Below are 26022 nucleotides of genomic sequence, written 5' to 3'. Positions count from 1 at the left end.
AAAAATTATATACACCACCAATACCATTGAAAGTTATCATAATCAGCTAAGAAAAGTTACGGATCGCAAAGGTGCTTTTCCAAATGAGATGGCCTTATATAAGTTGGTCTACCTAAGAACCTTAGATATAAAAAAGTCATGGTTGCGTCCTGTCCAAAATTGGGGACAAGTCATGAATCAACTTGAGATCCTTTTTTCTGATAGAATCGCTACTCACTTAAAATTTTAAATCAAACTTTACACAAAATTCTTGACAGGTCCTTTAGGATCAAGAAAATCTACTACCGAATGAGAAACAATCGCTACACCAGCCTCATATTTTCTAGAACGTTTTTCAACGTTACGTAGAAATACCAACGATTGTGGTACATTAGGATCAATCATTAAGTATGCTTCGTCACATATTAGAAGTACTGGTTCATTTCGATCAGCACTCATTTGTTGCCAACACCAAGTAAGCAGATTGAAGTATTGTGTACGTTTGATATTGTCACTGGTATTTTGTAGGTCATGAGTATCCAAGCAGATACATCGTGTATCAGTACTGATAGTGCTCTTTCCATTCCATAAAAAAGCGTCACTACCAAGTGCTATGTCTTGTAATAGTAACGCCAAATCTGCATAATCATTTTTCAATAATAGGTTATCATTTTCCTTTGATTCACCTTTTGACTTTATCTGCTGATGCAAATCAAAAAGAATTGGAAAATCGTCAGGACGGAGTTTATTGATATCAGTGTCCCATGTGATTCCAAATGTGTGATATAGCTCAATAATTTCATTTTTCAATATTGCTTTCTGTTTATCATTAAGCGAAGGCAAATAAAGACTGAAGAAAATTTCTAGGTTCTTTATATAAATTGCCATATCTCCCATACCATGACCTTCATCTTTATAAAAAATATCATCATCATCAACTGGTGTTGGTCTAATCTGCAAAGGATTGATCTTTCCGTTGCTACCACCACCAGCATTAATCCAGTCTCCATCTAGCGCCTTTGTAATTTCCTTATATTCCGACTCCGGATCAATAAAGATGATTTTGGTACCTTTCATGTACTCCGATAAGGCTATGTGTTTGACTACCGTGCTTTTACCAACGCCTGCAACACCCATTATAGTAAAGTTAGTGTTAGTGCGATCATTACCGCGTTTCCATGGATCTAGGACTACAAGACCACCAGCATTATCCCTACCAAAGTAATAACCAGTTCCATCATTATAACCTGATGACGAAAAAGGAAAACCCCCGACAAAACTGCTCATTGGAATAATCCTTTTTAGGACTTCGCTGATAGCTTCATCGAGGGTATAGTATGGCGAAACACTCTTAAATGCTTGTTCTTGTAAGTTAGCCATTATTCTTAATTTTGCTTTGCTTGTTGCTATAATACTTTCTGTTTTTCTACAAATCTTGCTGAAAGTAGATTCTTCCCTTGCCATAGGCATTATCGAAATAATCATCGTACCAACCGTTTCACCAAGTTGATCAATTTGCAGCATGATCTTTTCACCATCCTGCGCTGCTTTTTCTGCTCTCTGCCTAGTCAATGGATCTTTCGCTGATTCAGCCGCACTTCGATGTTGTATCACGCTTCTTGATAATCCCGATATGAACTCGCCATTGTCAATTGGGATAAAGGTTATTCCAACGATAGTTCCCGGTATGTTGGTGATTTTAGCAAGCCATCCATAGTCTACTTTTTGTGGGTATTTTATAATTCCGTATACTCTGCCTGTGTTTTCACCAATTATTAGGCTGTTTCTTTTGAATTCTAGGCCTATGGGGGTGATGATGTTTAGTAAATCATTATTTACTTTTTCTTGATAAGAATAATTTTTCACTTATATAATTCCTCCTAAAAAAAAGAGCAGGCAACCGTTTTAGTTACCTGCAATCCATTGCTATTCTATATTTTTGGTGTAAATAATTTGTCAAATAGAATTTTGTTTCTGCGTTTTGCATCTTCGACTAATTTGTCATATGATACAATTTCAATATATGCATTAATATCTTTTACTGCATTGTATCCAAAGAAGCCCATGTTATCAGGAGTTCTGGTTAAATTCGCTAATTCTGCATCTTCAACGAGTTTTGTAGTCAAATCAGCAATTATATATAGATAGAAGGGCGTGTTCTCTCCAATTGTAATAGGCCTTCCATTCCTATCAACAGCCTTGCCTGATCTAATTTTTTTTACATATTTGATCACTTGGCTTATGGGATTATTATCAACATCATTATAATCATTTCTCATAGGTCTTTTAAACTCAATTATAACAATTGAATTATATGGTTTTGATTCTTGATTAACTAAAACAACTGGGTTATCCATAATAAGTAAATCCGGTCTATCATCTGCATCTACATTTAAGGCATCCATTTGCTTGAATTTCATATCAGAAGCCAAGTAGTAATGATAAGACAGTTTTTCATCAATAATCCACATATTATGCTTTTCATAATCGATTTCTTCAGAAGTTGATCTCATTGGAAAAATAAGATTATGTACATATTCCTCAAGTTGATATTTTGAATTATCACTGAATCCAAGACCACTCTCTAAAAGTTCAAGTATTACTCGTCTATGAACAATATACTGAGCTAAACTTGATTTTCCTATATCATTTTCTCTTTCAATAAATTTAGTATATTGCTCTTTGTATTCGTCCATATTTTTAATATCACTCTTTGTTATATTAAGAAGTTCATTTCCCTCTTTTTTGATCTCATAATTTAGCTCTTGAGAAATCTTAAAGAGTTCAATTTCTAAATCTGAATCCGTTATTTTTGGTGAAATATCATCCAATTTTTCTTTCTTATACTTCAAAATTGATTTATATTGTGGACTTGTAGTGTTGATGTAATTAGTTATCTTTTTGATTTTTTCATGTTTAATTGGTTCAATATAATCAGACAAGTACTCCTTAACTTGATTTACAGCTTCTTTCTCGATATCCCTGATAGTGTAAGATATTTTGTCTAAGTGAATTATACTTTGTTTTTTCACTTTACACAAAATATCTTACACTATCAGCAATTATGGAATATTCGGAAAGAATAATAGTATTCTTAGATATACTAGGATTTAGTAAAATAATTGAAGAAAGTGTCAATAATGAAGATGTACGCTCAAATTTATTGAAGGCACTGAATGAAATGTATGAATATGACTTGAAAAGTAAAGCAATTAGAGGGAGACAGATAACAACATTTTCAGATTCAATAGTTATCTCTTATAGTTTGCTAGATAACGTACTAACACATGTTTTTTATGAAATTAGAAATATCATTTTACTACTACTTGAACATAAATTAATATGTAGAGGCGGAATATCTAAAGGCTTATTATACCATGATGATAAAGTTGTATTTGGTCCAGCGCTTAACGAAGCTTACTCATTAGAATCAAAAGTAGCTAATTATCCTAGAGTTATTATTAGTGATGATGATTTTAACATTTTGAATAAAAAATCAGATTCTATTTTAGAATACTTCAAGCGAGATAACGATGGTTATAGGTACATAAATTTGTTTGATTTTGTGTTTAATGATAAAGGAGAGCTTGGATACATAAGTAAATATATTATTGATGTATATACAGAGTTAATTAAAAAGAATATTCAAAATGAGAATGAGTCAATCAGGCAGAAGTATGTTTGGTTAATTGAAAAATTAGAATATGGGATTAAGCATCCTATGGTTTGGAAGATTAAAGAGGACTCATAAAGTTACAATCAAGAACTTCACATAACACGCTGATTTCCTACATTCCTTCCGATGTCACATTCCTTGCGAAGCAAGGTCTGCGCCACTTTTTCCGCTAAGGCGTTAAAAGGAAGGAACGTCGGAAATCACGGGAACGAAACTCAATTTCCATCTCTTCAACAATCCTCTCATCCAGTTGCTTTTCAATTTCCATTTCGAACCTAAGTTCAATGGCTGCTTTAGCAAGCAGAAAGTTTCTTGTATCTAGAATACTGAACAAATCATATGGTGTTGAAAAATTATCGTCAAAGCCATTATAAAGATTATAAGCAAGTCTTACTAAAGCTTTGCTACTAGAGCATAGATCCACTTCACCGTTGGTTAAAACATCAGGATTAATTTCATGATTTTTGAAGTTATATATGTGTCTTATCTTCAGAAATAAATCCTCACTGCCTCCAATGACGTAAAATAGAGCGAATCGCTCTCTATCATTGCTATGAGTTTTGTCTTTAAGAATCATATTTTGAAAATTATAGGCATGATCTTCATTCAGGAAATACATTCGGTTCACCTCCTCAAAATTCCATTTCTTTAACTTCCGTATCAATGCGATACACTTCTCTTTGTTCCAATGCTTTTGCCAATTTATATTCCTGGTTCATAGAAAGTAGATCTTCGTTAAAATCTTTCCCAACAGGACTATGTCTCAGCATTTTATATTCTTTACTGAATCTTTCACTTATTCTCTCGCAAGCAAGCTGACTAGGTTCATCGTTATCTAGACAGAGTACAATTCGCTCAACTTCAGAATGTACTTTTAGATAATGTTCTAGTGCCTTGTCAGCAACACCACCAAGGGAAATCATATGATGCCTAAACTCATGAACTTCATGATATTTTATCAGTGTCAAATAACTCATAAGGTCTATTGGGGATTCAAATACACATAGAGTATTGCTTGCCCCTTCATAACAAAAGGGAAATGTCTTATCTGAATATTTGACATCTCCCCTATATGAATCACCTGTTGTGTTTGTACTTCGAACACTGGCATATTTAGCTGTTTTATTTTCATCATAACCTACAAACACGCAGCTCCCATACTTATTTTCATAAACCATATTTCTATTGATAAAATCATAAACAACTTCTTTATCTATGCCCCTAGTCTTAATGAGATAGGCAATCATATGTTTGAATGTGTCATTCTTTTCAGGAAGTAAAAATTCACCTTTTTCTTCAATTTTTTGCCTAACCTGAATCGGCGAACTTTTATCAATTCCAAGTAGTGTATAAATAGCATCTACCCAATTCTTTCCTTCCATTGTCATGACAAATTGAATGGGACCACCACCCTTGTTTTGCGAGAACCAGTTCCACTTGTATCCACTAGAATCAATGTATAATCCACCGTGATTCTTAACTTTGAATGATCTTCCCATTTTCTTCAGTTCAAGACCTAAGCTCTCTGCATAAGCGATGATATTCACATTATTTGCCCTACATATCTCTTCTTCTGAAAAACTTTTTCCTTTATACATCAAAATCACTCCCTTTAAAGATCCGGTTCTTCACCAAACTCATAATCCTCATTTGGCTCATTTGCTTCACCATTTAACTGAATAGGATCATACTTTGCTTTCCCTTGTGGCCCATTAGGTAAATAGCCATTTTCAGCCATAGAAGAGAACTTAGTTCCACCTACGATTATGTGATCAAGTACTTTGATATTGAGCGGATGAAAAATATCTACAATTCTTTGTGTTAAAGCCTTATCTTCCATAGATGGATTTATTGATCCACCGGGATGATTGTGAGATAAAATCAGGCTGGTACAGTCGTTGGCAATTGCAATCTTTAGAATATCTCTAGGATGTACAATTGCCATATTTACAGTACCTTCAGAAACAGTTCGTGTCTCAATAATGCTGTTACTATTATCTAGAAATGCCACCATAAAACGTTCTCTATCTCTCATACCACCAAGCAGTGATAAGAAATACTGTCCAGAATCATCAGGCGATGCAAACTTTATACGTTTCTGATCCTCTTCCATTCTTAGCACACTATATGAAGCTATGAACTCATTTAACTTACTGATTTTTTCAAGCTGTTTATCGGTAGGCTCAACAACCATAGGGTGTTCAAGTATGTTAAATGGATTGTTTTCTTTAGCATAGGCTTGAATTTTCCTTATCGGGATTCCAGTTAAGGCATTTAGGCTTTTGAAAAAATCATCTGAATATTTCACTGGTCTTGTCATTACTCTTCACCACCTTCATCAGTTGTTAGTCTTGAATGATTGCCATCTAATTCATCAATAATGTTCTTTAGATAAATCAGCTTTGCTTTTGTTTCCTCTGAGATATCCAGTTGCATTATATTTATAAATAGCGACTGGAAGCTTTTTGTCTCTATCTCAGTTCTAATGGTTTTTTCATCCTCCACAGATGGATCTATTATCCACTTTAGAATTCCTAAAAGATTCTCTTTTTCATTGTCGTTAATATTCATGTTTGTCATTTACATCATCTCCTTAAAAAAATAGTGCTGAGTTCTAAACTCAACACTTCGCTTTCCCACCGATAAAATTTACTCAATCATCTCTTCTTCTTCATCAAGTTCAGGCTCCATAACCTTCATATGTTTAAAGTACAGTTCAAGTGCTTTTTCAATCGTTTTTTCAATATCATCTTTCTTTTCAGTTGATCCAAAGAATTTTGAGATGATTGTTGATTGGATTTTAAAAGGTTTTATTTTTCCAGTACTTTTAAGAACATCACCACTAATAATTTTCATTGCAGTATTCCAGTTGAGTTTACCCTCATTTTCATAACTTCTCAGAAGCGCTGCCTTTTTCATATCAACCTTGAAAGTATTTTCAGAAATAATTGCTTCTAGCATTTCTTGATTGTCTTCAGAAAGATAAGACAAATCTACTCCTGCTCTCATGGCTATTTTACCTTCATCAACCATATCTTTAAGTACATCACTTAGTTTATCCACTCGTAAATACCGTGCAACTGATGCTCTCGATAAACTGTATTCTTCTCCGATTTCCTTTTTGCTATCTAACTTCGTATCCAATGGAGACGAAGTTTCCAAAGTAGGTAAATTAGGCGCTTTCGACAACTTTTCAATCTCATTCAATAGGTCTGTTCTTACTCCCTGGCTTTTCATAGCACTATGTCTCGTTGCAATGACAGCTGCTCTTTCAGAATGTACAAGATCTGTAAACGATCTCTGCATAAGATTTGTTTCTGTAACGATTAACGTTGCTTCTTCTTCAGTTAATCCTTCTTTTATGATTGATGGTACCTCTGTTAATCCAGCAATCTTTGTAGCATTTACCCTATTATGACCACTGAGTATTTCATACTTTAATCCTTTTTTCCTAACTACAATAGGGACGATTACTCCAAAGTTCTTAATGCTCTCAACCATTTCATCAAGCCTTGCACCTTCATATAACTTGAATGGATGGTTTGGAAAAGAAACCAATTGTTCCACTTTTAAAGTCGAAACCCCTTCATCTTTCGATAAAGGGGTTTCATCATAATCGTCTCCAAATATTGAAGCGAACGTCTCTGTCTTTTTAGTTTTATTTTTATCCATTATTAATCAACTCCTTTGTGAATGCCTGATATGCAATGGCTGCTTTATTAGTAGGCATGTAATCTACGATACTCTTACTTTGAAGATTTGCTTCTCCAACCTTCACCGATTTAGGAATCTTTGTGTCGAACACTCTGATATGCTCTCCATAGTATTCCTCAATCATTTCAAACATGTTCTTTGACAAGTTTGTTTTTTCTTCAAACATAGTAAGTAGAATCCCTTCAAATGAAATGTTTGGGTTAATCCTTTTCTTAAGCTTGAAGATTGTTCTTAGTAATAGTTCAAGGCCTTTAACCGACAAATATTCAGGTGTAGCAGGAATTAAAACGCTATCACATGCTGCAAGAACATTTAAAGTCATTAATCCAAGGGAAGGCATACAGTCAAGGAGGATGAAGTCATATTCTGACTTCACTTCATCAAGAATTGTCTTGAGAACATATTCTCTACTGAATGTACTGGCAAGATTGATTTCAATTGCAGATAGCTCAATACTACTTGGAATAATATCTATACCTTCTCTTTGGATTATAAAATCTTCCTTCTGAGGAATATCATTCTCTGAAATAATATCCATCATCAAATGATAGAGTGTCTTCTCTAGTTTCTCTGGATTTTCAATCCCAAAGCAATCTGTCAGGCTTGCTTGATTATCACAATCTACTGCTAGCACCTTGAAGCCTTCTTGACTTAAAGTACTCGCTAAATTCCTACAAGTCGTTGATTTGCCTACGCCTCCTTTTTGTGATGCTATACCAATTATTTTACTCATTACTATTTACTCCTTTCCGATATTCACTTTATAGTGTGATTTTAAGCTATAAGATTAATCAGCTCAATACTTCGCTTATTCTGGAATTTATAGGAAGTGAATACGTTGCAGATATTCACTCTTAGGTGTATTATTTAACTTAGGCAGGTGATTTCTATGAAACTTACAATGGGAGAAAAGCTCCGCATTCTACTGAAGAGAAAAAATGTAACTATTGTTGAACTAAGCAGAAGGCTTGGCACAACAAATCAGAACATGGCAAATAAACTGAAAAGAGATAACTTCTCAGTTAAGGAATTAGAAGATATTGCAGTAGCACTTGGATGTAAATTCGAAGGATTCTTTGTTGAAGATAATGGAGACAAAATATGAGTATGAAACAAAGACAACTTGATATGACTGTAAACTATAAGTTTGCTAGCGATATAATTGAACTTTTTTTATCTGACAACAGCTATGATAATTTCCATGACTTTGTATATGTTACATATTCAGATCAAGAAGATTTTTTTAATGAGCTTATTTTGGAAGGAGTCAAGTCTCTTACAAAACCAACTAAATATACATTAATTCATCACTTCATTGAGTATTACTTGTATACATTTTTAGCTAATGAAAGATACTTCCTTATAAAATGTATTTGTGATGATCTTGATATGGATAGCTTAATTAATTTTTTTGAAGATAAGTATGAGATGATTAACTCCTACTGTAAGTGTTCTTTTGATATTTATGATCATTTTGAAAAACTTGATAACGATTATGAATCCTCTGACTACGAGAACTCCGAGGAATATATTCAACAAGTAGATTTGACTTTTGAAAAGTATGTTTCAGATTTTGAAAAATATATGCCAAGCATTATAGAATCTATATTCTTTTTATTGTATGCCAACAAAGCATTTATTTATAACTTCCATGAGTGTATTTCAAATTATATTACTAGCGATTTATTAGATAAGGCTTTATTTGATGAATCTGGTCATATTAAAAGAGCTGCTTATCTTCCTGAATGGTTAAAACGTGCTGTTTATTATCGTGATCGTGGAAGATGCCAATACTGTAATAAAGATCTTTCCGGTATGCTAAACATACTAGATGATAACGATAAGCATTTTGATCACATCATTCCTTTAGAAAAACAAGGAACTAACGATGCCACAAATTTTCAATTATCATGCTCAGAGTGTAATCTTTCTAAAGGTGGCAGTCTTATAAGACCATTAGAGTATTATGAAGTATATTGGTAAAAAAAACAGGTAATCCCTGAAAATGAGATTACCTGTTTCTATTTTTTGATTTTTATTATGTGAGTTGGATTAATTTATTCGTATGCTTACAAATTAATATGAATCTGTAAGCACAACACCAGCTTCTAAACATCCTACTGATGCGGACAAATACAGTGATTAATCTATTATCCTTGATTTAACAATTAAATAATACAATAAATAACTTTTTATTCAAAGGCAGTCAAAAGGCAGTCAGAAGACTATCTTTAACGTCTGAATCAATCTAATATCAACGCTTTCAGGAATTCAGTTCCTTACTCCCACTCAATCGTACTCGGCGGTTTACTCGTCACATCATAAAGAATTCGATTCACTCCTTGAACCTCATTCACAATCCGAGAGGAAATCTTATCGAGCACTTCATATGGGATTCTCGCCCAGTCAGAAGTCATCCCGTCTATAGACGTAACGGCTCTGATGCCAATGGCATGTGAGTATGTTCTCTCGTCACCCATAACGCCCACTGAACGCACATTTGGGAGGACGGTGAAGTACTGCCAGATATCTCTTTCAAGACCTGCAAGGCGGATTTCTCGGTATTCATCAAGTCTCACAAAGAGTGTTTATATAGAGCTCTATTTAGCTATCAAAATCATAATTTAGAGTACTTTTATGTGCTCCTACTAAAGTGCCGGTGCCATTTTCAGCAGATAGGCGGCTTTCATTTCTTGTTTTCAATCCTACCGCTATTAAACACTTTAGTCAATAGAATAACCTATTTCATATTTCACTCCTTGACCTATAACGTTATATTTTGCTCCCTCATAACCATCCTAACAAATGGTTTCATCAGTAGATTGGAGAATCTATGTGTTGCCGCTGTTTTCCCATCACATAGTATATTCTTTCTTTCATCCTTTTTAAGCTCACCTAACGGGCCACTAATCGCTTGTGGTTTTATATTCTCTTTCATGAGTTTACCAACATCCTTAGAAATCTGAGCAAATGGTACATTTACTTCATCTGAGCTTGCCAAAGCAAAAAGAATCTTTTCTCTCATTCTTTTACCACTTGTATGACTAGTCGCTACATCATAAATATCTCTAAATTGTGCTTCAAACTTCTCAAGTATTGTAGTTATTGCCTTTTCTAAATCCACTTCCAGTATTTCTTCCCTACCCTCAGTTAATGAATTTAACGCCGACTTCAAACCAATCCAATGAGCATATCGCGGATAGCCACAGCACAGTTTTGCATACTCTAAAATTAAAGCCTTATCATATGATATCCCTAACGAATCAAATCCGTCCGTAATTATTCCAGCTATATCATCATTACTTAGAACCTCTATTTTATAGTCTGTTAATCGTGAACTTAATGACTCATCAGTTATTATCAGTCTATCAACATCATTGCTAATACCAGCATAAATTATTTTTGGTATAGCTGATGTGTTCCCAGCTGAATCATCTGAAAGTTTTTTACCTAAATGAGAAATCAATATTCTTAACTCATCATCAGCTTTTTCAATATCGTCAATAAATAATATACTATTAGTAGAATACAATGCTTTCGATACAGCATCTATATCAGCTTCACTGTAATAAGGAATATTCACAATCTTTTTAATCTCATTACTATTAGCCTTAAATGTTCCTTTAAAATCTATAAGACTCCAAAGCTTTGCACCAGCACCAATACTCGCCTCAGTACCATTCCCAGTCTGTGACTCTTTCTGAGTTGTTTTTTGAAATCCAAGTTCTTCCATAACTTTAGAACAAAAATTCGCTCTCGTAATCGTCGTATCAATACCAATTCTGGTAAAGTTAATTTCCTCCTTTACAAGTTGTGACCAAATTAGAGAAGTCTTACCTACACCAGACTCCCCATATACGATGATTTGGCACCCTTTTTGATATGCAGATTCAGAAAGTTCTTCGTGCTTAGTGCCTTTCTCCACATAGTTATGAACCGCTGGTGAAGTTGGTGTAAAACGCTTATTTATTTTTTCTTTTGTTAATTTTGACATTTATATCTCCCACGAATTATTTTAATACCATTATAAATGGTATATGCACTTTTATCCAGTAAATGGTTGATTCGATATATCTTTTCTTACAATTATTTTCAAATTGTGCAGCTCTGTAAAATGACAACAAAGGTCATACGCCTATTCTATAATACCTAGCTCTTTTAACGGTATATATTTAAATCCTAACGCTTCTAACTTTTCAATATCCTTTGCCTGTAATTGTGGTAACGCCCATACCAATAAGTGTTTGGGTCTTGAACTTGCTACATATGCCAACCTTGCAGATTCTGTGCTCGAATCTTTAATCCAGTTTTCCCAATAACCGTCACCTCCACTATGCTTGGTGTTTGATACTAACATTAATGCATCTAATGTCTCACCTTTAACTTGATGGATTGTTGTAATCCGTACTTTACTCTCTTTCAAATTAGGAGTTGATACTGTTTCTTTTACAGCAATAGCACCATTTCCTTTTAGGGCTTGTATCTTCAACTCTTCGACAATAAAGTACTTATGATATTCCTCATCAATATTCTCTAACATAATTCTTTTTACTATTACAGGTAATTCTTTCCGAGCTATAGCGGCCCACTTCGTCCATGTCATTGTTACATCACCAAGAATATCTGAGCTACAAACACTCTCAAGTATTGAGGATAAGCAACGTCTCCATAATACGTTTGACTTCACATATTCAGGTAAGTAATGATATCTCGAGTCTGTTTTGCACTTCTTAAAAACAGTTAAAGAGAGTATCTCACCAATGTTGTCTATTGCGTGTAATCTAAGTTGGTAAATATTACTTTTCCACCATACAATGGCTTCTGCTAGTAATAAACTTTTGTTACTTTCTCTATCGGAATACCCCTTTGCAGATAGATTGTTAACTATCTTCCATCCACGAGCTACTATTGCACTCTTTTCTACTTGCAAACCTAGATTGTGAACATAATCGCTAAACTTCTCTTGAATTGATATAAAGTCCTTTTCAGTATAAGAAGTCACGATACATGGTTCCTCAAGCAAAGTTTCAGGTACAGACTTAACATCTTTTTTAGGTACAATCTTATCAAAAACTCCAACTATTTCACAACAACTGCGATAGTTGTTACTTAGTTTCATCTCTTTATAATTTTGCTCACTTGTATGGTCCTCAATATATTGTGGTTTCACACCCTTAAAAGCATAAATGGATTGATTAATATCCCCTATCATATGGATTTTTACACCATACTCTTCAAGCTTTTTTAATATACGAAGTTGTGTTGAAGATAAGTCTTGACATTCATCGATTATTAATAGTGGAAACCTCTTAGCGACACGTTTACCATATTCTTCGATTTTTAGCACTCTGTACGCTATATACTCCATATCTCTATACGTTGCTAAACTGCGTTTGAACATCTCTTTCTTTGCTTTAAAAAGTTCTGTTTGTAGTTTCTTTGCTGTTTTAGGCTTTGCATTTATATATCTAGTTATTATCTCACCATTTAAGTAGGCTTTATATGCATCTGTTTCAAAATAGTCTTTTGCAAGCACAATTTTTTTATTAAGACTTCTAGGAGCAATAAATGCAACATCTTTATTAGCTAAATCTATAAATATCTTGTTGGCTGTTATACCAGCGTATTCATAACCTTTTTTCCCATCAAAACAATATGGTACTTTACACGTAAACGAAGACAACCAAGACGCATCTGATTTTTCATCTACTACAATGAAACTCTTATCATCCTCATTACTAACTTCAAAAATCAACCAGCCATATGGATGGGTTATGTAACCATGAATCCAACTATCTATTGTCCCAATAAAATGTGGATACATCCCTTTGTTTTGACCAACAAATCTATGAACTCGTTCTTGTATGACATCTGCAGCATTGTTTGTAAATGTGAGTATTGCTACACCACCGGATTCCTTAGTCCATCTCTCTAACTCATATGCTGCCTTTAATCCAACAACCTCAGTTTTTCCACTACCCGGACAGGCAGATAAGTGAATGTTTTTATCAATATCAGATACAACGTAACTTACTTGCTCATCTGATTTCTCTTCAATAATACACGTCCTGCAGTCAAAACAGATTTTTCTGCCTTTATGCTCGCTATTGAAGCAATCCTCAAATGATATATCACTGGGTTTACTGCAAATAACTTCTGCAAGTTCGTGTGCACGTTTATTCTCTTTCATATTTATCACCATTACACGCCCAGATAACTGCTTCATATATATAGTCTGGTACAACAAGTTCAAAATCCTCACTAACGATTTTATCAGCTAAGACTTGAGCAAACAGACCTTTACCCACATCAGAATTACCAATCCTATCCAAAGTCCACATCGCTTCTTGAGCCTTTTCTTCAGGGGTTTTACACAACCAATTAATATCCCTATTTTGGGATGCTTTTGTGATTATTTTACTGGTTTTCTTAGGTTCTGGCCAAAGTTCCGCCAGTACAGCATTCATAATCGATAAATTGTTGCCTTCTACAGCCAAATCATACTCAAACGTCATTAACTTACCACTAAAAAGACGACAGTTTTCAGACTTCTTTACTATAGGAATTAATAACAGTGCATGGTTTCCCCCCTCAGGCGATGTACCCATAACTGGTGGGTTACCCTTATCAACTTTAGGGTCATTATCAGTTATCCCAGAACACCTAATTGGTATAGAAACAGGTGTATCAACTTTCTTACTGGCAATCTCTGTTGTATATATAGGCATAAAATGTTTGAAGTAAATTCCACCCATATTAACTACCGATACACCAGCTTCTTTTAAAGTCATAGGAAGTTGTTTATCTTCTTTCCCTCTATTACCCTCATACTCATTCAAACATAACTCCGCTAAAACAGGTAACATTAATAGTTCCGCTATACCTTCAACTAAGATTATTCCTTTAGCGAATAACATTGTTGACTTTGTACTATCTAACCAACGTTTCAAGTACTTACCACTCGCATCATCAATATTCAATTGGAAAAGTGAAGTACATACGGGGTCTAACTTTCCCTCACAACTCACATGGATTATCTTATCTAACTCAACCGCCGATGTTATCAAAGGCGAATGTGTTGTCATAATAATTTGAAGATTTTTAGCATTTGCTTGCTTTTGTAGGTATTCTAAGAGTTTTGACTGAAGCTGAGGATGTAAATGAGCCTCTGGTTCTTCTACCAATAGAACATTTAAGCTAGAAGAATTCTCTAAATACATAAGCTCTGCTAGTACAGTTGCTAAATAAATCAAATTATTATACCCGAGACTGTTTTCTTCTAATGAACGATATGTCACTCCAATAGGAGTATCTAATAACTCTGGAAAGAATAAAAGTTGCAGTCTCTCAACAATACGATTAAAGGTTAGCTCAGTAAACTGAATTGAGGTATCCTGCCCAAATACACTGCCTAATGATTTTTTCAAATTATCTCTTATTAATGTATTTGCTTTCCCTATCTTCCCGATATCGTTTTCAATTAAGTCATCATTAAATATTTTTGCTTTCTGTTCAAGTTCGTGCAACTCTCCTTTCTCTTTAGCTTTAATCAGCTCCTTTTCATTCAACTTCATTATTAGTGATGCTAGCCTAGACGAACGCCCATCATTAAGTTTACGTTCTGCATCTCTCAGAGGTGGGAGATAAATACATTGAATCAAGTCTAATAGTTCACTCTCATAATGACTTGATGATGATGCTCCAACCCAAACTTTCTTTGAGTATCTACCACGAGGAGATTTCTTATTGTCAATATGAAGTGATAATTTCATCTCATCGTTACCAATCAACCAAGGGAGATAATCTACAGCTTGATTTGGTGACAACTTAGAAAAAGTTGCGTCGATATCAATAGATTTACTAGTAGCTGTAGGGTTAGCAAACGGTCTAGAAAAATCAGTTTCTCTAACTATTACCTTACCATACTCATCTTCTCCAAGAAGTAGCCTTAGAGAATCAATAATTCCAGTCTTACCAGAACCATTTTCCCCAATCAAAACATTGAGTCCCTTATTTAGTCTAACTGTGCATCTACTTTCAAAATTCCTAAATCCGCTAATGTTAAGCTCTTTTATATACACAATAACCTCCACAAATGTTGGATTTGATTATAACCATTCTTATAACCAGTATATACAAAAGGCGATTATTTTACCAGATTGTCCCCACGCAAAAATTCTCTCTTATTATATAAAATAAGAGAGAACCACATTCTAATTGCAATGTACTTATCCTAAACTCTTTTCCGTTTAGCTCGTGTCAAAGTACTAATCGATATCCCTGTTTTCTTTGCTACCAAACTATATGACAACCCACTGGAAAGCAATGATAATGCGTGAGAAATCTGTTCTGACGTATATTTATTGGGACGACCCCATTTCATATCAGGATTGTCTGCTCTTACCCTGTCACGTCCAGCCTTGGTACGCTCAGCGATAAGCGAGGCCTCAAATTCGGCATATGCCAATAACGTAGTGTACATCAGCTTACCAGTTGGTGTGTTATCTAACCTACCAATATTTAAAATATCTACTGTAACCCCTTTTTCCAATAATTCCTCTACTGTTGATACGCCAGCTTTAACAGAGCGAGCAAATCTATCCATTTTAGCTACCACAAGAGTATCGCTCTCGTGTAGCATCTCAATAACTTCTTTAAATACTTTCCGTGTACCTTTGTTCGTAGCTGTATAGGCTTCAGAAAATATTCTTGCATCCGGGTATTTTTCCAATATCGCACTCTCTTGGACTGGAAAGCTATTGTTATCCGATTGTTTATCTGTGCTTACTCTAATATATCCGTATACCATTATTTTCCACAACCTTTCTTACTTTTGGATATGATATACGACCATAGTAGACACTTGAAATTGCAACAGTGCCTATTTATGGTCAAAAGTTTTAATTAATGAATATTTTTCTGATTACGTAGATGCTTGTAGATAGTGCTTCTTGAGACCCCAGTTAACTCTGATATCTCATCTACCGTTAACGTCTTACTTCTGTATAATAGTAACGCTCTTTTGATTGCCTTGGTGTCTACTGGTTTTCTACCTACACGATTTTGCTCCTGTGCTTGGTTGTATGCAGCCTTACGTTTACGCTCTCGGTAATCTGAGAATAACTCGATAAAACTGTGCATCACAGTGTAGTAGCAAGTATAATCGCTCACGCAAGGATGGTCTAAGACGTGTAATTCAACACTCTTACTCTCAAGTATTTTCAAGTATGTCAGCAGATTGTCTATACGTGTACTTGAAAAATCAAACAGCGACCTTACCACTATCCTGTCACCTTGTTTGACTATCTTTATCAGTTCCTTTAACTCTGGTTTTGTGTTATCGCAGTCACAGTATATGTTTCTTTCATTTATATGCAGGTCATTGATTAAGCAAAAAATCGCTTTATTATCCCGCCACTCCACTGCTTCGTTGTTTTCAACAAAATATGCGTAATCCATGTCCTCTCCTCTGTTCTTTTTTCTCTAGAGATAAAAGAACATTTTTAATCTCTAGAGATTTTTGCACTTTACAGAGTGTCTTTTTATTGTGTTCTTTTTTATCGGGTATTGTTCTTTCTTGAAAAACACCCTTGATATATGCCCTTTTCTGTGAAAAGGAAAATGCGCATCAATAAAAATACACTCAATACAGCTGGAGTTTTAGACCATTTTTAATCCCTAAGAAAAAAAGACAGTGCACAAACTCGGAAATCTACTATGACATTATTATCACTTTTTTGATTTCATTGAGACCTAGCAAGACTTCTTCTTGGTTGCTTAAATCAAATATCAATAGCTTGTCATCAGCCACATTTTCGATGATTTTCATTCCTCTGTAAGTTGCTGTCATTGACCTATTAGTTGTTATGATTTTCAACGTGTGTTGCTTCAACATCCTATGCAGCCACTTCTTTCCCTCACCATCTAGTCTTAGGTCAATTCTGCAATCTATATCACGTCTGATGTTTTTAGATGGTGGTTGTATCTCTGATTGCGGATTGTATATTATTCTTTTTTGCATCATATCTAATCACCTCTTTTTTTTAAGAGGGGCGCATATGCGCCCCAACGTTATTTTCACCAATACCATTCATTCAAGGACAATTCAAAATCACAATCATCTAAATCATCCCAGTCACTATCTGCATTTAACTCTGATGTAGTAGCTATTTTTTCTACACTAGGCACTCCATCTGCTGAAATAACAGCGTTTTTGTAGTCATCAAATGACTTCGAATAGTCAGGTGAAATAATGGTTGATAGAGTTAAAACTCCACCATCTTTAGTTTCACTCAGACTTACCTCGATTAGACTTCCTTTTGTTGATATTGCTTGCTTTAGTGCCTCTGTCACATCCCTATCTACAAATAACCCTAGTCTCTGATATGCTCCTGATAGTTGCATACTTGACACCTACTTTCTTATAGAGGGGCTTGCGCCCCTCTGGGTCTAGAACGGTATTGGTTCACCATCGTAGTATTGATTGCTTTTTTTCTCAAAACTCTCTTTGCTTAGTAGTCCAAGTCTTTCTGCTAGCTCTTGATAACTCATTTCTGAGTTCTTTTCGTCCATAACCTCGACAGGACTCCAATTTGGAGGATTATCCTCATTGTCATCAAGCCATGCTGAGATGGTTAACTTGTTACCTAACTTATCCCTATCTAGGTCAATCTGCAGAGTGCCCAAGCCCTTGTTTAGCATTACCGCCAAAAGAGTTGCATCTGCGCAATTAATTCCGAGAACCAATGATGCTTTTGATATTAAATTACACATTCTTTTCACCACCTTTTCATAATTAATATAGGTGTCATGTGCCTCAAAAATTGATATATATGTTGCTAGTTTGCTATTTATGACTATAATTTTTGGTTATGTGTCCATTTGTTTTTTTTGGGGGTTTAGTTATGTGGCTTTGAGTTTTTGAAGATGCGGAGTGTGGGACAGGGGGGTATCGTAGGGTTGGGGTTAATGGGCTCTGGATACTATTTTTCAAGATTATCTTTTATCGAGTAAGGGGCGTAGCCCCTTACTCATTAGTAATACATATACTAAAGTATATGTATTAACTTGTATTAAGAACGACTTGAAAACAGCAGTCACACCAATACCACTAACAGCTAATTCACCCCGTCAGGTTTCTACACAAAATCATCAGGTTTCTACACAAAAATTGTCCTAAATCGTCAGGTTTCTACACAAAAACTAAAAGAAACCCATATAACATCACTGTTACACAGGTTTCTAAATCACGATAATAAACCCATATTTTCGGGTAAATCATCTCTTTTTGTTTCCTTTTTCACACCATCCTTAGGTTGCCGCCCCCGACTACTACCTTTTTTCCCATTTGGCTTTGACCTAACCTCACCCGTCTTCTGTTCATACTCATCCTCACTTATAAATGTACAGCCAGCTCCATAAAGCATCATCACTTTTTCTCGATATTCGGAGTGCCTTGATTTTACACATTTAATCAAAGTGGCCCTATACTTCTCAGATTTAAAGTCATCCATAGTGATATCTTCACCCTCTTTAATGTAAGCAGGTTGCATAATCAAAATCGCATCAGCATCATATTCAACAGCTCCACTTTCCTTGAGGTCAGTTATTCCAATGTCTTTGTCCTTTGTATAGCCACTACGCGCTAATGTTGATACAAGGCAAATTGGCACATTATACATCCCTGACAACACTTTAATTTGCGCCAATAGACGGTCAACCCCCTCCTTACCAGTACAATGCTCTGAAATAGCAAGCTGTTGCAGACTGTCAATCATAATCACTACATCATCAAATGATTGGCAGTATACCTCAATAATTTTTTGTAGCTGTGTCAGACCACCTAAACTGCTATAACCATTTAAATAGTCCTTAAAATCATCATCAACAACAAGGTCACGGATATGTAGTTTACCCTGTTCTGAAACAAGTGTCTTACGTAGTTCTCGAACCTTGTCATCGTCAGACTTTGCAAGTACGTTATCCTTTAATATATCTCTGATTGTATAGCAGTCCTCGTCAAAAATTTTATATGACTGATGACTAATTACTTTAGCTTGCAAAGCCGCACTACGCATATCATATGATACATAGACTACCGTTGTACCCTGTCGAGCCATCTCAGCTGCTGATTGTAGGAGCAGAGTAGTTTTCCCAATGCCCGGAGATGCTGCAACTACTGTAATACCACAAGGCAGACCCCCTCCAAGCACGTGGTCAAGGTCAGGTATTTGTGTAGATATTGTCAAAGGGGTGTCTGCAATGTACTTGGTTAAGTTTTCAAGGTTATTTAGTGTCCCTAAAGCAAAACTACTTAGTTGTTTGACGTTGTAATAGTCCTCTGATTGACCCTGTTGTACCTTTGTATTTTCGGTTGTATCAGGTTTATTATCTTCTCCCTGTATAATATTCAAATCAGATGGTACTGTGTTCTCAACCTGATTATTGGGTCCTGTTTGTATAGGTTGTTCAACCCCTGTAGCTACTGATATAGCTTGTCCTTTAGGTTCTTCCGTTGGGCTTTGTTGTAGTGTTTCTGTGGTTGGTTCCACCGTGTTTTCAAGTTCCCTTAGGTACTCGGGGATGGAACCATCCCCGAATTGCCCTACAAATTGTATTTTACTCATCTATCTTATCCTCCAAATGTGTATAGTATTCTAGCGCTTCTTGTTCCAAGGCTTGTAACTCATCCAAAGTTTTATCTCTATCAGCCACCAATGCCTCATTAATGTCCTTGTGCTTTGACAACCATCTATCACCATCATAATCAAGCTCTAAATAATCAGGTACAAACAGGTTGCGATTGACAAATAGTTTTGCAATCTTACGACCCGGCTCGTCATTATCTAACAGACAAATCAGCTTAATATCAGCATCTGTATCCACATTTTCTTTGAGAAATCTATGCACGTTTTTCACACTGTTAGTGCCAACTGCGTGAAATCCAAGCTCCTCAACAGATAAAGCATCAATTGCACTCTCTGTGACAAAACAGACTTCATCCCACTGCCTACAGTGATTTAAAATCCTTTGGTTAAACACTCCTTGACTTTGTTTAGCTGGATTTTTCCATTTATCTGCATCAGGATGCATATTAAGCCTTGCCCGTGTACTTTTATCAACAGCAGCTAACCTGCGTGTATAACTACCATCGTCATTTAAAAATATCCAATACACGGCTCCCAAAAACTTGCCCTCTTTTGTGTTATGCATCCACAACATCACACTATGCTTATTAGCTGTAGCCATTGATATACCACGTTCTTCAAGCTTCTCAGCACAGATTTCTAGACCCTCAGTCGATAAAGGATGATGAAAGCTATAATGCCTTACCCTATTCATCCTCGGTGTATAAGCTATAAAATGTGAATGCTCTTTCTGCTTTGTACTCTCCTCGTAAGGATTTTCAATGTTTTCACCATCCTCGACAAATAGGTGTACCGCCATCTCGTAAGCATTTTTAAACTTGTTATAGCCCTTAAATCCGTGTCTCCACTGTAGATAATTATATAAATCAAATATAATGTTGCCTTTCTCGACATCCTCCCTCTGCATACACGCAAAACAGTGCCATCCGTGCTTTTCATTAGCCCACGTCATAGATGGGTTATTGTCGTTGTGCAAAAAACATCTAATCAATGCAGTTCCAAATCCCATATCATTATTAACAGCTCTAGCAATCATTGATGAAGCCTTTTTGACTTCTTCGTTTAATTTACGACTTTTTTCATCCACTACAGGTATGTAGTTATCTACTACCTGATAACACTTAATCATCAATGTTTCAAAGTGTTTTTTGAGTGCCACTATACGCTCTTTATAACCCATGCCTAAAAACAACTCCTGTGGTATCTTGGGCACACTATATTCCTGTGTTCTCTCCATCATCGCCTTGATTTCAGCGTCATCAATCACACCCTCAAAGCTTTTGTTGCCCACCATTGCAAGACTTATAGCCAATTCCATTAGTCTTACGGGCCCCTCATTGTTTAAATCTACCTTAATCATTTTCAAATCTCCCCCTGTGTCTTATCTCTATAACTGCATTCATATCCATGTCTTGCCGTTGAGGTAATACAACCTCAACATCCTTAAACTCTTGATTCAGTGTTGTATGTTTTTCAATCATCTCTAACGATTCTGATATATCGTCACGTATCATATTGTTACGCCTACTGTTTGAGTGTGCATTTTTGTACCTACTTAACAGCGTTGGACAACGCTCTAATAGCGTTTTAACCTTAATATGGGATGTATGCACTTTATCTTCAGATTTTCCCCTGCGTTCTACTAATTTGCATAACTCTATTACTATCTCAGCTCTGCTATGACTTCTTTCTTTCAAGATTGAGGTCTTAATCAAACTGGTATAGCTGGGTTTATGGGTCCCATCTTTTTTCAAGGATAGGGTCTGCATAGACCCTATTAAGTCCTTGATATAACGTGACTTGACAGTCACGTATCTACCCTTGATATCCACGTCAGCAAGCTGACGTACAACCCCTTGAAAAACACAATCAACACCCTCAAGAGCTTTCAGCTCACTACCTAAGTCTATTGCATATTTTCCGTGTGTATGACCCCTAAACCGTTTAAAATCAGCCATTTTGAACTGATATAGACCCTTTTCGGTCCACTCACAATGATGATAGATGTAGCTAAATAGACTAATCACCATCATTGTATTCACACCCTTGTCATCTGCTAGCAGATGACAAACACTATCATCGTAGATTTTTATCGTGTTATAGTAGTCTAGCAACCCCTTAACAGTTGGAATTACTAGACTACACTTAGTACCCTTTACCACCCCTTACAACTCCCTCTATACCTATATTGTTGGGCCGTGTGTCATTGATACACTCAGAGTTACCTCACCTGTACCTAAGTCTACGTGTGCTTCATCTAGCCATTCAAGTCCATACATCCTAAGCTCATCCAAGATGCCTTTCGGCATCTGTACTATGGCTTCAAACGTAGTCACAGTCTGAGTTTCTGTCATTTCTGTCGTTTTTTTCCCTTTCATCTCTACACCCCCTCTACTTTATATTTCTATTTTTGTATCTATATATGTTCAGTTTCCTTTTTGCCTGTTAATCATTGGTCAAAAGTGTCCATTTCACTTTTGACTATTTAACTGTAACCGTTGCAGTTACTTTCTTACAGCAATCTAAGTTGCTTTAGTTGATGCTCGATAAGAAAGTCGGACCTTATCTCTTGATATCTCCTTTTAAAATCCAACTCATCCCAGCTATCGCAGTCACCAACCATAATGCGTGACCAGACCTCTGTGTTATCAATCTCGCACGTGTGTGCTAACCATCGGACTGCATCATTGATACATATGGATGCATCAACCTTAACATCCAAACAACTGTGCTCTGTGTAACTCAAATTTTTCATCCCCTTAACTCTAAAAATTACCTCTTGTCAAACACCCTCATCATATGTTAAAATATAAATGAGTTTTGACTATTTATCTCTCGGTTGTGTAATGAGCTTACACTATCAGAGGTTTGTTTGTCAAACATTTTTTTTGCGTTAAACGATTGATTTCACTACGTTTCAGGGTATAAAAACAATCCATTAAGAACCACAAAGTCATATGTGATACGGGTTAGCTCTACTCCTTATTGACAAATTAGAGTACAAAAAAACATAAAATTACTTATTGTAAAAGTGCCTTATTGGGCACTTATTTTGATTTTTGTGTAGTAACCTAACAATTGATTGATATTATTGTGTAGTAACCTAATGCAATTGTGTAGTAACCTGATAAGGTTGGGCGGCAAATGCAGTGATAGTTTGTATCTGCTGTTTTCAAGGTCTTGCTAATACAAGTTAGTACATATCTTAGATATGTACTATAAAAAAATAAGGTAGGGCATAGCCCTACCTTATAGAAAATCTTGAAAACAGATTGCAACACCTATTTGCATGCCTGGCCCCATTACTTCCATTCACCTCCTTCAAAACTCCATCTCCCAAACACACTTTTTGATAAAACTTGACCCAAACACCCGACACACCTATATCTCCACTATCTTTTTTTTCAGACAACACCTAAAACACTAAAACCTTTGTAAACACTAGAACACACGAATATACACATATCATTTTTTTCACTTTGTTTCACATTAGTAGCGATTATCTGTATGCTTAGTTACAAACTTTTCTTAAGCAGTAATTAGATATAATTTTCATTTTAGAGACATAGAGAGCCAGATCCGCGAAGCGGATCTGGCTCAACATAATCAATATTAGAATTTATTTCTCTACAAGTTCCCAACCTCTTACACCCTTAGATAAGTCAAACTTGTATTTTTCATTACACTTATCACATCTGAAGAATACACTATGGTCTCTGAATCCCGGTATATTATCATGCTCCTCAATGATTTTACCCTCTCCACAAGGACACTCATACTCATAACGCTCAGTATCGCCACTGCCTGCTCTACTTAAACTGATTTGTGAAATACTCATTTAACTTCGGATACTGCTTTTTCTTCTTTCGAAGTTGTTTTATTACCCACGTTTTTAGTTCAACAGCGTGGAAAACTGCGTTGTCAGCTTCCTCAAAAGTTGGTAAATAACCCGTATGCGCTACTCTATTACGAACAAGATATGTGTGTTCGTACCATTTCGAAACCTCACCAGTTGAATCAACATTCCAATTACCCCCTATACGCTGAGATAATTCTTTCTTTATCATACTCATAAAACTTGTATCTTCTAACTTTAATTGTATTTCAGCATCAGTTAATCCCTCAGTTAGCAACAACTCTTTGAACAATGTTCTAAGAAAAGATTCAACACTCATTTGTGCATAAATAACGGCTTCTTGGTAAAAACCTTTGGTTAGATACCGTCTAGCTGCTAATATATGCTTTTCTAAATATATAAACGGATTTTCTCCATTAATACTTAGCGTTAGTAATCTTAGATAGTCCTCAGTATCACTTAATTCCAGTTTAAATTTATGATACTCTCTGAATGGTCTTACTTGCTGATAACTAATATATACATCCCAAGTATCTACTGAAATTATTCGAGAAGGTATTAAAAAGTCTATCATTTCCTTTGTTAAGTAATGTACACTATAATCTTTTGTCTTCACTTGATATGCATTTATAACATTATTCAATATATCCAACATGCTATCATAAGCTACACCGATATATTCTCTATTATTACTTACGACAGTAGCATAATCATGAATTGTGGCATATGTTATCTCAATAACTGTGATGTAAGCTTGTGAAACATCAACAACAGTATTATCTATATTAAAAGGAACTCCACCGAGGTCAGTACCATCGAATGCCACCCCTAAATTATTCTTTACCGGTTTGTTTATAAAAAGTACGCTAACCGCTTCACCCTCCTTACTACCAAAGGTAGTATACACATGACAATCCCTAGCTATAAAAAAAGGTAGTTCAAACTTTAATTGTATCAGAGTTTGAGGTTTCAACCCCCTATTATCATACTGTGGTTTTAAATCTGTTTTATAAATTTCCTTGGTTAGATTAAATAAAGCACTACACTTACCACCTTTATTTAAACAACATTCCTTATATTTTTTCCCACTACCACAAGGGCAAGGGTCATTTCGTCCTATTTTATTACTCATACTATACGCTCCTCTCTTAATTTAACCCTCTTACCTGACCACTACACTGGTTTAATTCAATGGTCAGGTAGCTACATCTTATCTAGTTATGACAAGGGTTATACGTTTTTTATAACCCCGGTACTTATTATAAGTAGATACATATACACAAAGTAACGTATCACCGTCAGACCTATTAATTTATCTAGGTTGTACCTATGTACAGCAGTGTCGATAGTACCCTTAGTTAATCTCCTTGTTATCATATCAAGAATTACAAGGACGATTATACTCCCTAGAACAACTGATTTATACACTACTGTGAAACCAGTTAAGAATTGTGCTACTAAGACAATAGATAACAATACAAAGGCTAAGAATACAGCTACAACACTTGAAACAGTGGTGAACTGACCTAGGTGGTACTCCTTAGATATGAGCTTCCTCTTGTACCTATCTACATGTTCAGATTTCTCGTGAAAGATACTCTGCTTTAACATTGATAGATTAATAATGGTTTTATCAACTATACCCTCTGCCTTTAATACATACAGCACATTTTCATCACCCTCTTTTAAAGTGACTGTGCTTCCATCGGCATTACCACTTACATACTCTAAGTTAGTATTGTCAATGTTATCTAATGTCATCTCACCAGCATCTTGTAGTAATACCTGTAAATGAAAATCAAGTAACCTCAACATACCATAACTATCACAAGAAGTAACATAGATAGGTTGAAAACCTTTGTAACCCGCATTAACGAGTAACTCTGCTATCTCTTTCATACTACGTTTACCTATGGTTTTATTATCTTTATTGCCGTGACCACAAAGATAAAGTACATCATCTGTATCCTCTATGGTTAAAGTATCTATACTTACCTGTTCATCGGCTAGTATTTTTGCCGATGATAGTAATATCTTACTCATCATATCACCCACTATTATCGCCTTACTACCCTTTGGTAGGTTGTGTCTTGTTATTAACATATGCTTACTTCTCCTTATACTGTACTTGTTTCCAGTATAAAGAAAAG

At 35.4% G+C, this 26022-nt stretch carries 26 protein-coding genes and 2 pseudogenes; 4 read left to right on the top strand and 24 right to left on the bottom strand.

Features of this window, described 5'->3' with window-relative positions; translation table 11 throughout:
• Positions 1-229, top strand: a 229-nt coding sequence (locus ISU02_RS18550) for a transposase (protein WP_194703337.1), incomplete at its 5' end; no start/stop codon positions are given.
• 8 nt (positions 230-237) lie between these two features.
• Here the strand turns inward: ISU02_RS18550 and ISU02_RS18545 are convergent.
• Together ISU02_RS18545 and ISU02_RS18540 are read right to left on the bottom strand one after the other, a co-directional pair.
• A complete protein-coding gene (locus ISU02_RS18545) occupies positions 238-1845 on the bottom strand; it encodes a VirB4 family type IV secretion system protein (RefSeq protein ID WP_194703336.1) in 1608 nt (535 codons plus the stop codon).
• A 65-nt stretch (positions 1846-1910) separates the two neighbouring features.
• Positions 1911-3011 (bottom strand): hypothetical protein, encoded by a 1101-nt coding sequence (locus ISU02_RS18540; RefSeq protein WP_194703335.1) that lies wholly within the window; start codon positions 3009-3011, stop codon positions 1911-1913.
• A 32-nt stretch (positions 3012-3043) separates the two neighbouring features.
• Between ISU02_RS18540 and ISU02_RS18535 the strand changes: the two genes are divergently transcribed.
• Positions 3044-3730: a hypothetical protein gene (locus tag ISU02_RS18535; RefSeq protein WP_194703334.1), complete on the top strand. Its 687-nt coding sequence runs from the start codon at positions 3044-3046 to the stop codon at positions 3728-3730.
• 94 nt (positions 3731-3824) lie between these two features.
• Here ISU02_RS18535 and ISU02_RS18530 read toward each other — a convergent pair whose 3' ends face one another.
• The 6 genes from ISU02_RS18530 to ISU02_RS18505 all read right to left on the bottom strand — a co-directional run bounded on the left by ISU02_RS18530 (position 3825) and on the right by ISU02_RS18505 (position 8102).
• Positions 3825-4274, bottom strand: a complete 450-nt coding sequence (locus ISU02_RS18530) for a DUF6075 family protein (RefSeq protein WP_194703333.1) — start codon at positions 4272-4274, stop codon at positions 3825-3827.
• A gap of 13 nt (positions 4275-4287) precedes the next feature.
• Positions 4288-5253: a DUF3991 and toprim domain-containing protein gene (locus tag ISU02_RS18525; protein ID WP_194703332.1), complete on the bottom strand. Its 966-nt coding sequence runs from the start codon at positions 5251-5253 to the stop codon at positions 4288-4290.
• A gap of 14 nt (positions 5254-5267) precedes the next feature.
• Entirely contained in the window at positions 5268-5975 is a 708-nt protein-coding gene (locus ISU02_RS18520) for a JAB domain-containing protein (protein ID WP_194703331.1), read from the bottom strand.
• A complete protein-coding gene (locus ISU02_RS18515) occupies positions 5975-6235 on the bottom strand; it encodes a hypothetical protein (RefSeq protein WP_194703330.1) in 261 nt (86 codons plus the stop codon). The genes ISU02_RS18520 and ISU02_RS18515 overlap by 1 nt, the downstream gene beginning before the upstream one ends.
• Before the next feature lie 69 nt (positions 6236-6304).
• The gene (locus ISU02_RS18510; protein ID WP_194703329.1) at positions 6305-7327 is read right to left on the bottom strand and encodes a ParB N-terminal domain-containing protein; all 1023 of its coding nucleotides are present in this window, start codon (positions 7325-7327) and stop codon (positions 6305-6307) included.
• Entirely contained in the window at positions 7320-8102 is a 783-nt protein-coding gene (locus ISU02_RS18505) for a ParA family protein (protein ID WP_194703328.1), read from the bottom strand. Before ISU02_RS18505 ends, ISU02_RS18510 begins: the two co-directional genes overlap by 8 nt.
• 156 nt (positions 8103-8258) lie before the next feature.
• On the opposite strand from ISU02_RS18505, the gene ISU02_RS18500 reads away from it, so the two are divergent.
• Together ISU02_RS18500 and ISU02_RS18495 are read left to right on the top strand one after the other, a co-directional pair.
• On the top strand, positions 8259-8474 hold the full coding sequence (locus tag ISU02_RS18500) for a helix-turn-helix domain-containing protein (protein WP_194703327.1): 216 nt from the start codon (positions 8259-8261) through the stop codon (positions 8472-8474).
• Positions 8471-9352 carry an HNH endonuclease gene (locus ISU02_RS18495; RefSeq protein ID WP_194703326.1) on the top strand — a complete coding sequence of 294 codons (882 nt, stop codon included), beginning with the start codon at positions 8471-8473 and terminating at the stop codon, positions 9350-9352. Before ISU02_RS18500 ends, ISU02_RS18495 begins: the two co-directional genes overlap by 4 nt.
• A 296-nt stretch (positions 9353-9648) precedes the next feature.
• On the opposite strand, the pseudogene ISU02_RS18490 reads toward ISU02_RS18495, so the two are convergent.
• The 16 genes and pseudogenes from ISU02_RS18490 to ISU02_RS18415 all read right to left on the bottom strand — a co-directional run.
• A pseudogene (locus ISU02_RS18490) lies at positions 9649-9927 on the bottom strand (GMP synthase (glutamine-hydrolyzing)); the annotation flags it as partial.
• A gap of 206 nt (positions 9928-10133) precedes the next feature.
• On the bottom strand, positions 10134-11363 hold the full coding sequence (locus ISU02_RS18485) for a hypothetical protein (RefSeq protein ID WP_194703325.1): 1230 nt from the start codon (positions 11361-11363) through the stop codon (positions 10134-10136).
• 141 nt (positions 11364-11504) lie between these two features.
• The gene (locus ISU02_RS18480; protein ID WP_194703324.1) at positions 11505-13559 is read right to left on the bottom strand and encodes a UvrD-helicase domain-containing protein; all 2055 of its coding nucleotides are present in this window, start codon (positions 13557-13559) and stop codon (positions 11505-11507) included.
• A complete protein-coding gene (locus ISU02_RS18475) occupies positions 13546-15450 on the bottom strand; it encodes an ATP-dependent nuclease (protein WP_194703323.1) in 1905 nt (634 codons plus the stop codon). Before ISU02_RS18475 ends, ISU02_RS18480 begins: the two co-directional genes overlap by 14 nt.
• Positions 15451-15602: 152 nt before the next feature.
• Complete coding sequence (locus tag ISU02_RS18470; RefSeq protein WP_194703322.1) at positions 15603-16178, bottom strand: recombinase family protein; 576 nt, start codon at positions 16176-16178, stop codon at positions 15603-15605.
• 95 nt (positions 16179-16273) lie between these two features.
• Positions 16274-16828 carry a helix-turn-helix domain-containing protein gene (locus ISU02_RS18465; RefSeq protein ID WP_194703346.1) on the bottom strand — a complete coding sequence of 185 codons (555 nt, stop codon included), beginning with the start codon at positions 16826-16828 and terminating at the stop codon, positions 16274-16276.
• A gap of 256 nt (positions 16829-17084) precedes the next feature.
• The gene (locus ISU02_RS18460; protein ID WP_194703321.1) at positions 17085-17393 is read right to left on the bottom strand and encodes a hypothetical protein; all 309 of its coding nucleotides are present in this window, start codon (positions 17391-17393) and stop codon (positions 17085-17087) included.
• A 53-nt stretch (positions 17394-17446) separates the two neighbouring features.
• On the bottom strand, positions 17447-17773 hold the full coding sequence (locus ISU02_RS18455) for a hypothetical protein (protein ID WP_194703320.1): 327 nt from the start codon (positions 17771-17773) through the stop codon (positions 17447-17449).
• Positions 17774-17818: 45 nt separating this feature from the next.
• Complete coding sequence (locus ISU02_RS18450) at positions 17819-18142, bottom strand: hypothetical protein (RefSeq protein ID WP_194703319.1); 324 nt, start codon at positions 18140-18142, stop codon at positions 17819-17821.
• A gap of 473 nt (positions 18143-18615) precedes the next feature.
• On the bottom strand, positions 18616-19995 hold the full coding sequence (locus ISU02_RS18445) for a DnaB-like helicase C-terminal domain-containing protein (protein WP_194703318.1): 1380 nt from the start codon (positions 19993-19995) through the stop codon (positions 18616-18618).
• Positions 19988-21376, bottom strand: a complete 1389-nt coding sequence (locus ISU02_RS18440) for a toprim domain-containing protein (protein WP_228727882.1) — start codon at positions 21374-21376, stop codon at positions 19988-19990. The genes ISU02_RS18445 and ISU02_RS18440 overlap by 8 nt, the downstream gene beginning before the upstream one ends.
• A complete protein-coding gene (locus ISU02_RS18435; RefSeq protein ID WP_207736412.1) occupies positions 21369-22178 on the bottom strand; it encodes a hypothetical protein in 810 nt (269 codons plus the stop codon). The genes ISU02_RS18440 and ISU02_RS18435 overlap by 8 nt, the downstream gene beginning before the upstream one ends.
• Positions 22179-22199: 21 nt before the next feature.
• Positions 22200-22394 (bottom strand): hypothetical protein, encoded by a 195-nt coding sequence (locus tag ISU02_RS18430; protein ID WP_194703315.1) that lies wholly within the window; start codon positions 22392-22394, stop codon positions 22200-22202.
• A 1241-nt stretch (positions 22395-23635) separates the two neighbouring features.
• Positions 23636-23854 carry a hypothetical protein gene (locus tag ISU02_RS18425; RefSeq protein ID WP_194703314.1) on the bottom strand — a complete coding sequence of 73 codons (219 nt, stop codon included), beginning with the start codon at positions 23852-23854 and terminating at the stop codon, positions 23636-23638.
• 1072 nt (positions 23855-24926) lie between these two features.
• Positions 24927-24995: pseudogene (locus tag ISU02_RS24395) on the bottom strand (SEC-C metal-binding domain-containing protein); the annotation flags it as partial.
• A gap of 107 nt (positions 24996-25102) precedes the next feature.
• Positions 25103-25975, bottom strand: a complete 873-nt coding sequence (locus tag ISU02_RS18415) for a hypothetical protein (RefSeq protein WP_194703313.1) — start codon at positions 25973-25975, stop codon at positions 25103-25105.
• Between the last annotated feature and the right edge of the window lie 47 nt (positions 25976-26022).

Source organism: Fusibacter ferrireducens (assembly GCF_015352425.1).
In the GTDB taxonomy this organism is placed as follows: Bacteria; Bacillota; Clostridia; order Peptostreptococcales; family Acidaminobacteraceae; genus Fusibacter_A; species Fusibacter_A ferrireducens.
The sequence above is the reverse complement of the archived record's forward strand: the minus strand, read 5'-3'. Positions and strand labels throughout refer to the sequence as shown.

Bases quoted from the DNA above. Each gene is read 5' to 3' on its own strand.
- ISU02_RS18535 (WP_194703334.1), top strand. From the start codon at position 3,044: ATGGAATATTCGGAAAGAATAATAGTATTCTTAGATATACTAGGATTT.
- ISU02_RS18530 (WP_194703333.1), bottom strand. From the start codon at position 4,274: ATGTATTTCCTGAATGAAGATCATGCCTATAATTTTCAAAATATGATT.
- ISU02_RS18525 (WP_194703332.1), bottom strand. From the start codon at position 5,253: ATGTATAAAGGAAAAAGTTTTTCAGAAGAAGAGATATGTAGGGCAAAT.
- ISU02_RS18520 (WP_194703331.1), bottom strand. From the start codon at position 5,975: ATGACAAGACCAGTGAAATATTCAGATGATTTTTTCAAAAGCCTAAAT.
- ISU02_RS18515 (WP_194703330.1), bottom strand. From the start codon at position 6,235: ATGACAAACATGAATATTAACGACAATGAAAAAGAGAATCTTTTAGGA.
- ISU02_RS18510 (WP_194703329.1), bottom strand. From the start codon at position 7,327: ATGGATAAAAATAAAACTAAAAAGACAGAGACGTTCGCTTCAATATTT.
- ISU02_RS18505 (WP_194703328.1), bottom strand. From the start codon at position 8,102: ATGAGTAAAATAATTGGTATAGCATCACAAAAAGGAGGCGTAGGCAAA.
- ISU02_RS18500 (WP_194703327.1), top strand. From the start codon at position 8,259: ATGAAACTTACAATGGGAGAAAAGCTCCGCATTCTACTGAAGAGAAAA.
- ISU02_RS18495 (WP_194703326.1), top strand. From the start codon at position 8,471: ATGAGTATGAAACAAAGACAACTTGATATGACTGTAAACTATAAGTTT.
- ISU02_RS18485 (WP_194703325.1), bottom strand. From the start codon at position 11,363: ATGTCAAAATTAACAAAAGAAAAAATAAATAAGCGTTTTACACCAACT.
- ISU02_RS18480 (WP_194703324.1), bottom strand. From the start codon at position 13,559: ATGAAAGAGAATAAACGTGCACACGAACTTGCAGAAGTTATTTGCAGT.
- ISU02_RS18470 (WP_194703322.1), bottom strand. From the start codon at position 16,178: ATGGTATACGGATATATTAGAGTAAGCACAGATAAACAATCGGATAAC.
- ISU02_RS18465 (WP_194703346.1), bottom strand. From the start codon at position 16,828: ATGGATTACGCATATTTTGTTGAAAACAACGAAGCAGTGGAGTGGCGG.
- ISU02_RS18460 (WP_194703321.1), bottom strand. From the start codon at position 17,393: ATGATGCAAAAAAGAATAATATACAATCCGCAATCAGAGATACAACCA.
- ISU02_RS18455 (WP_194703320.1), bottom strand. From the start codon at position 17,773: ATGCAACTATCAGGAGCATATCAGAGACTAGGGTTATTTGTAGATAGG.
- ISU02_RS18450 (WP_194703319.1), bottom strand. From the start codon at position 18,142: ATGTGTAATTTAATATCAAAAGCATCATTGGTTCTCGGAATTAATTGC.
- ISU02_RS18445 (WP_194703318.1), bottom strand. From the start codon at position 19,995: ATGAGTAAAATACAATTTGTAGGGCAATTCGGGGATGGTTCCATCCCC.
- ISU02_RS18440 (WP_228727882.1), bottom strand. From the start codon at position 21,376: ATGATTAAGGTAGATTTAAACAATGAGGGGCCCGTAAGACTAATGGAA.
- ISU02_RS18430 (WP_194703315.1), bottom strand. From the start codon at position 22,394: ATGAAAGGGAAAAAAACGACAGAAATGACAGAAACTCAGACTGTGACT.
- ISU02_RS18425 (WP_194703314.1), bottom strand. From the start codon at position 23,854: ATGAGTATTTCACAAATCAGTTTAAGTAGAGCAGGCAGTGGCGATACT.
- ISU02_RS18415 (WP_194703313.1), bottom strand. From the start codon at position 25,975: ATGTTAATAACAAGACACAACCTACCAAAGGGTAGTAAGGCGATAATA.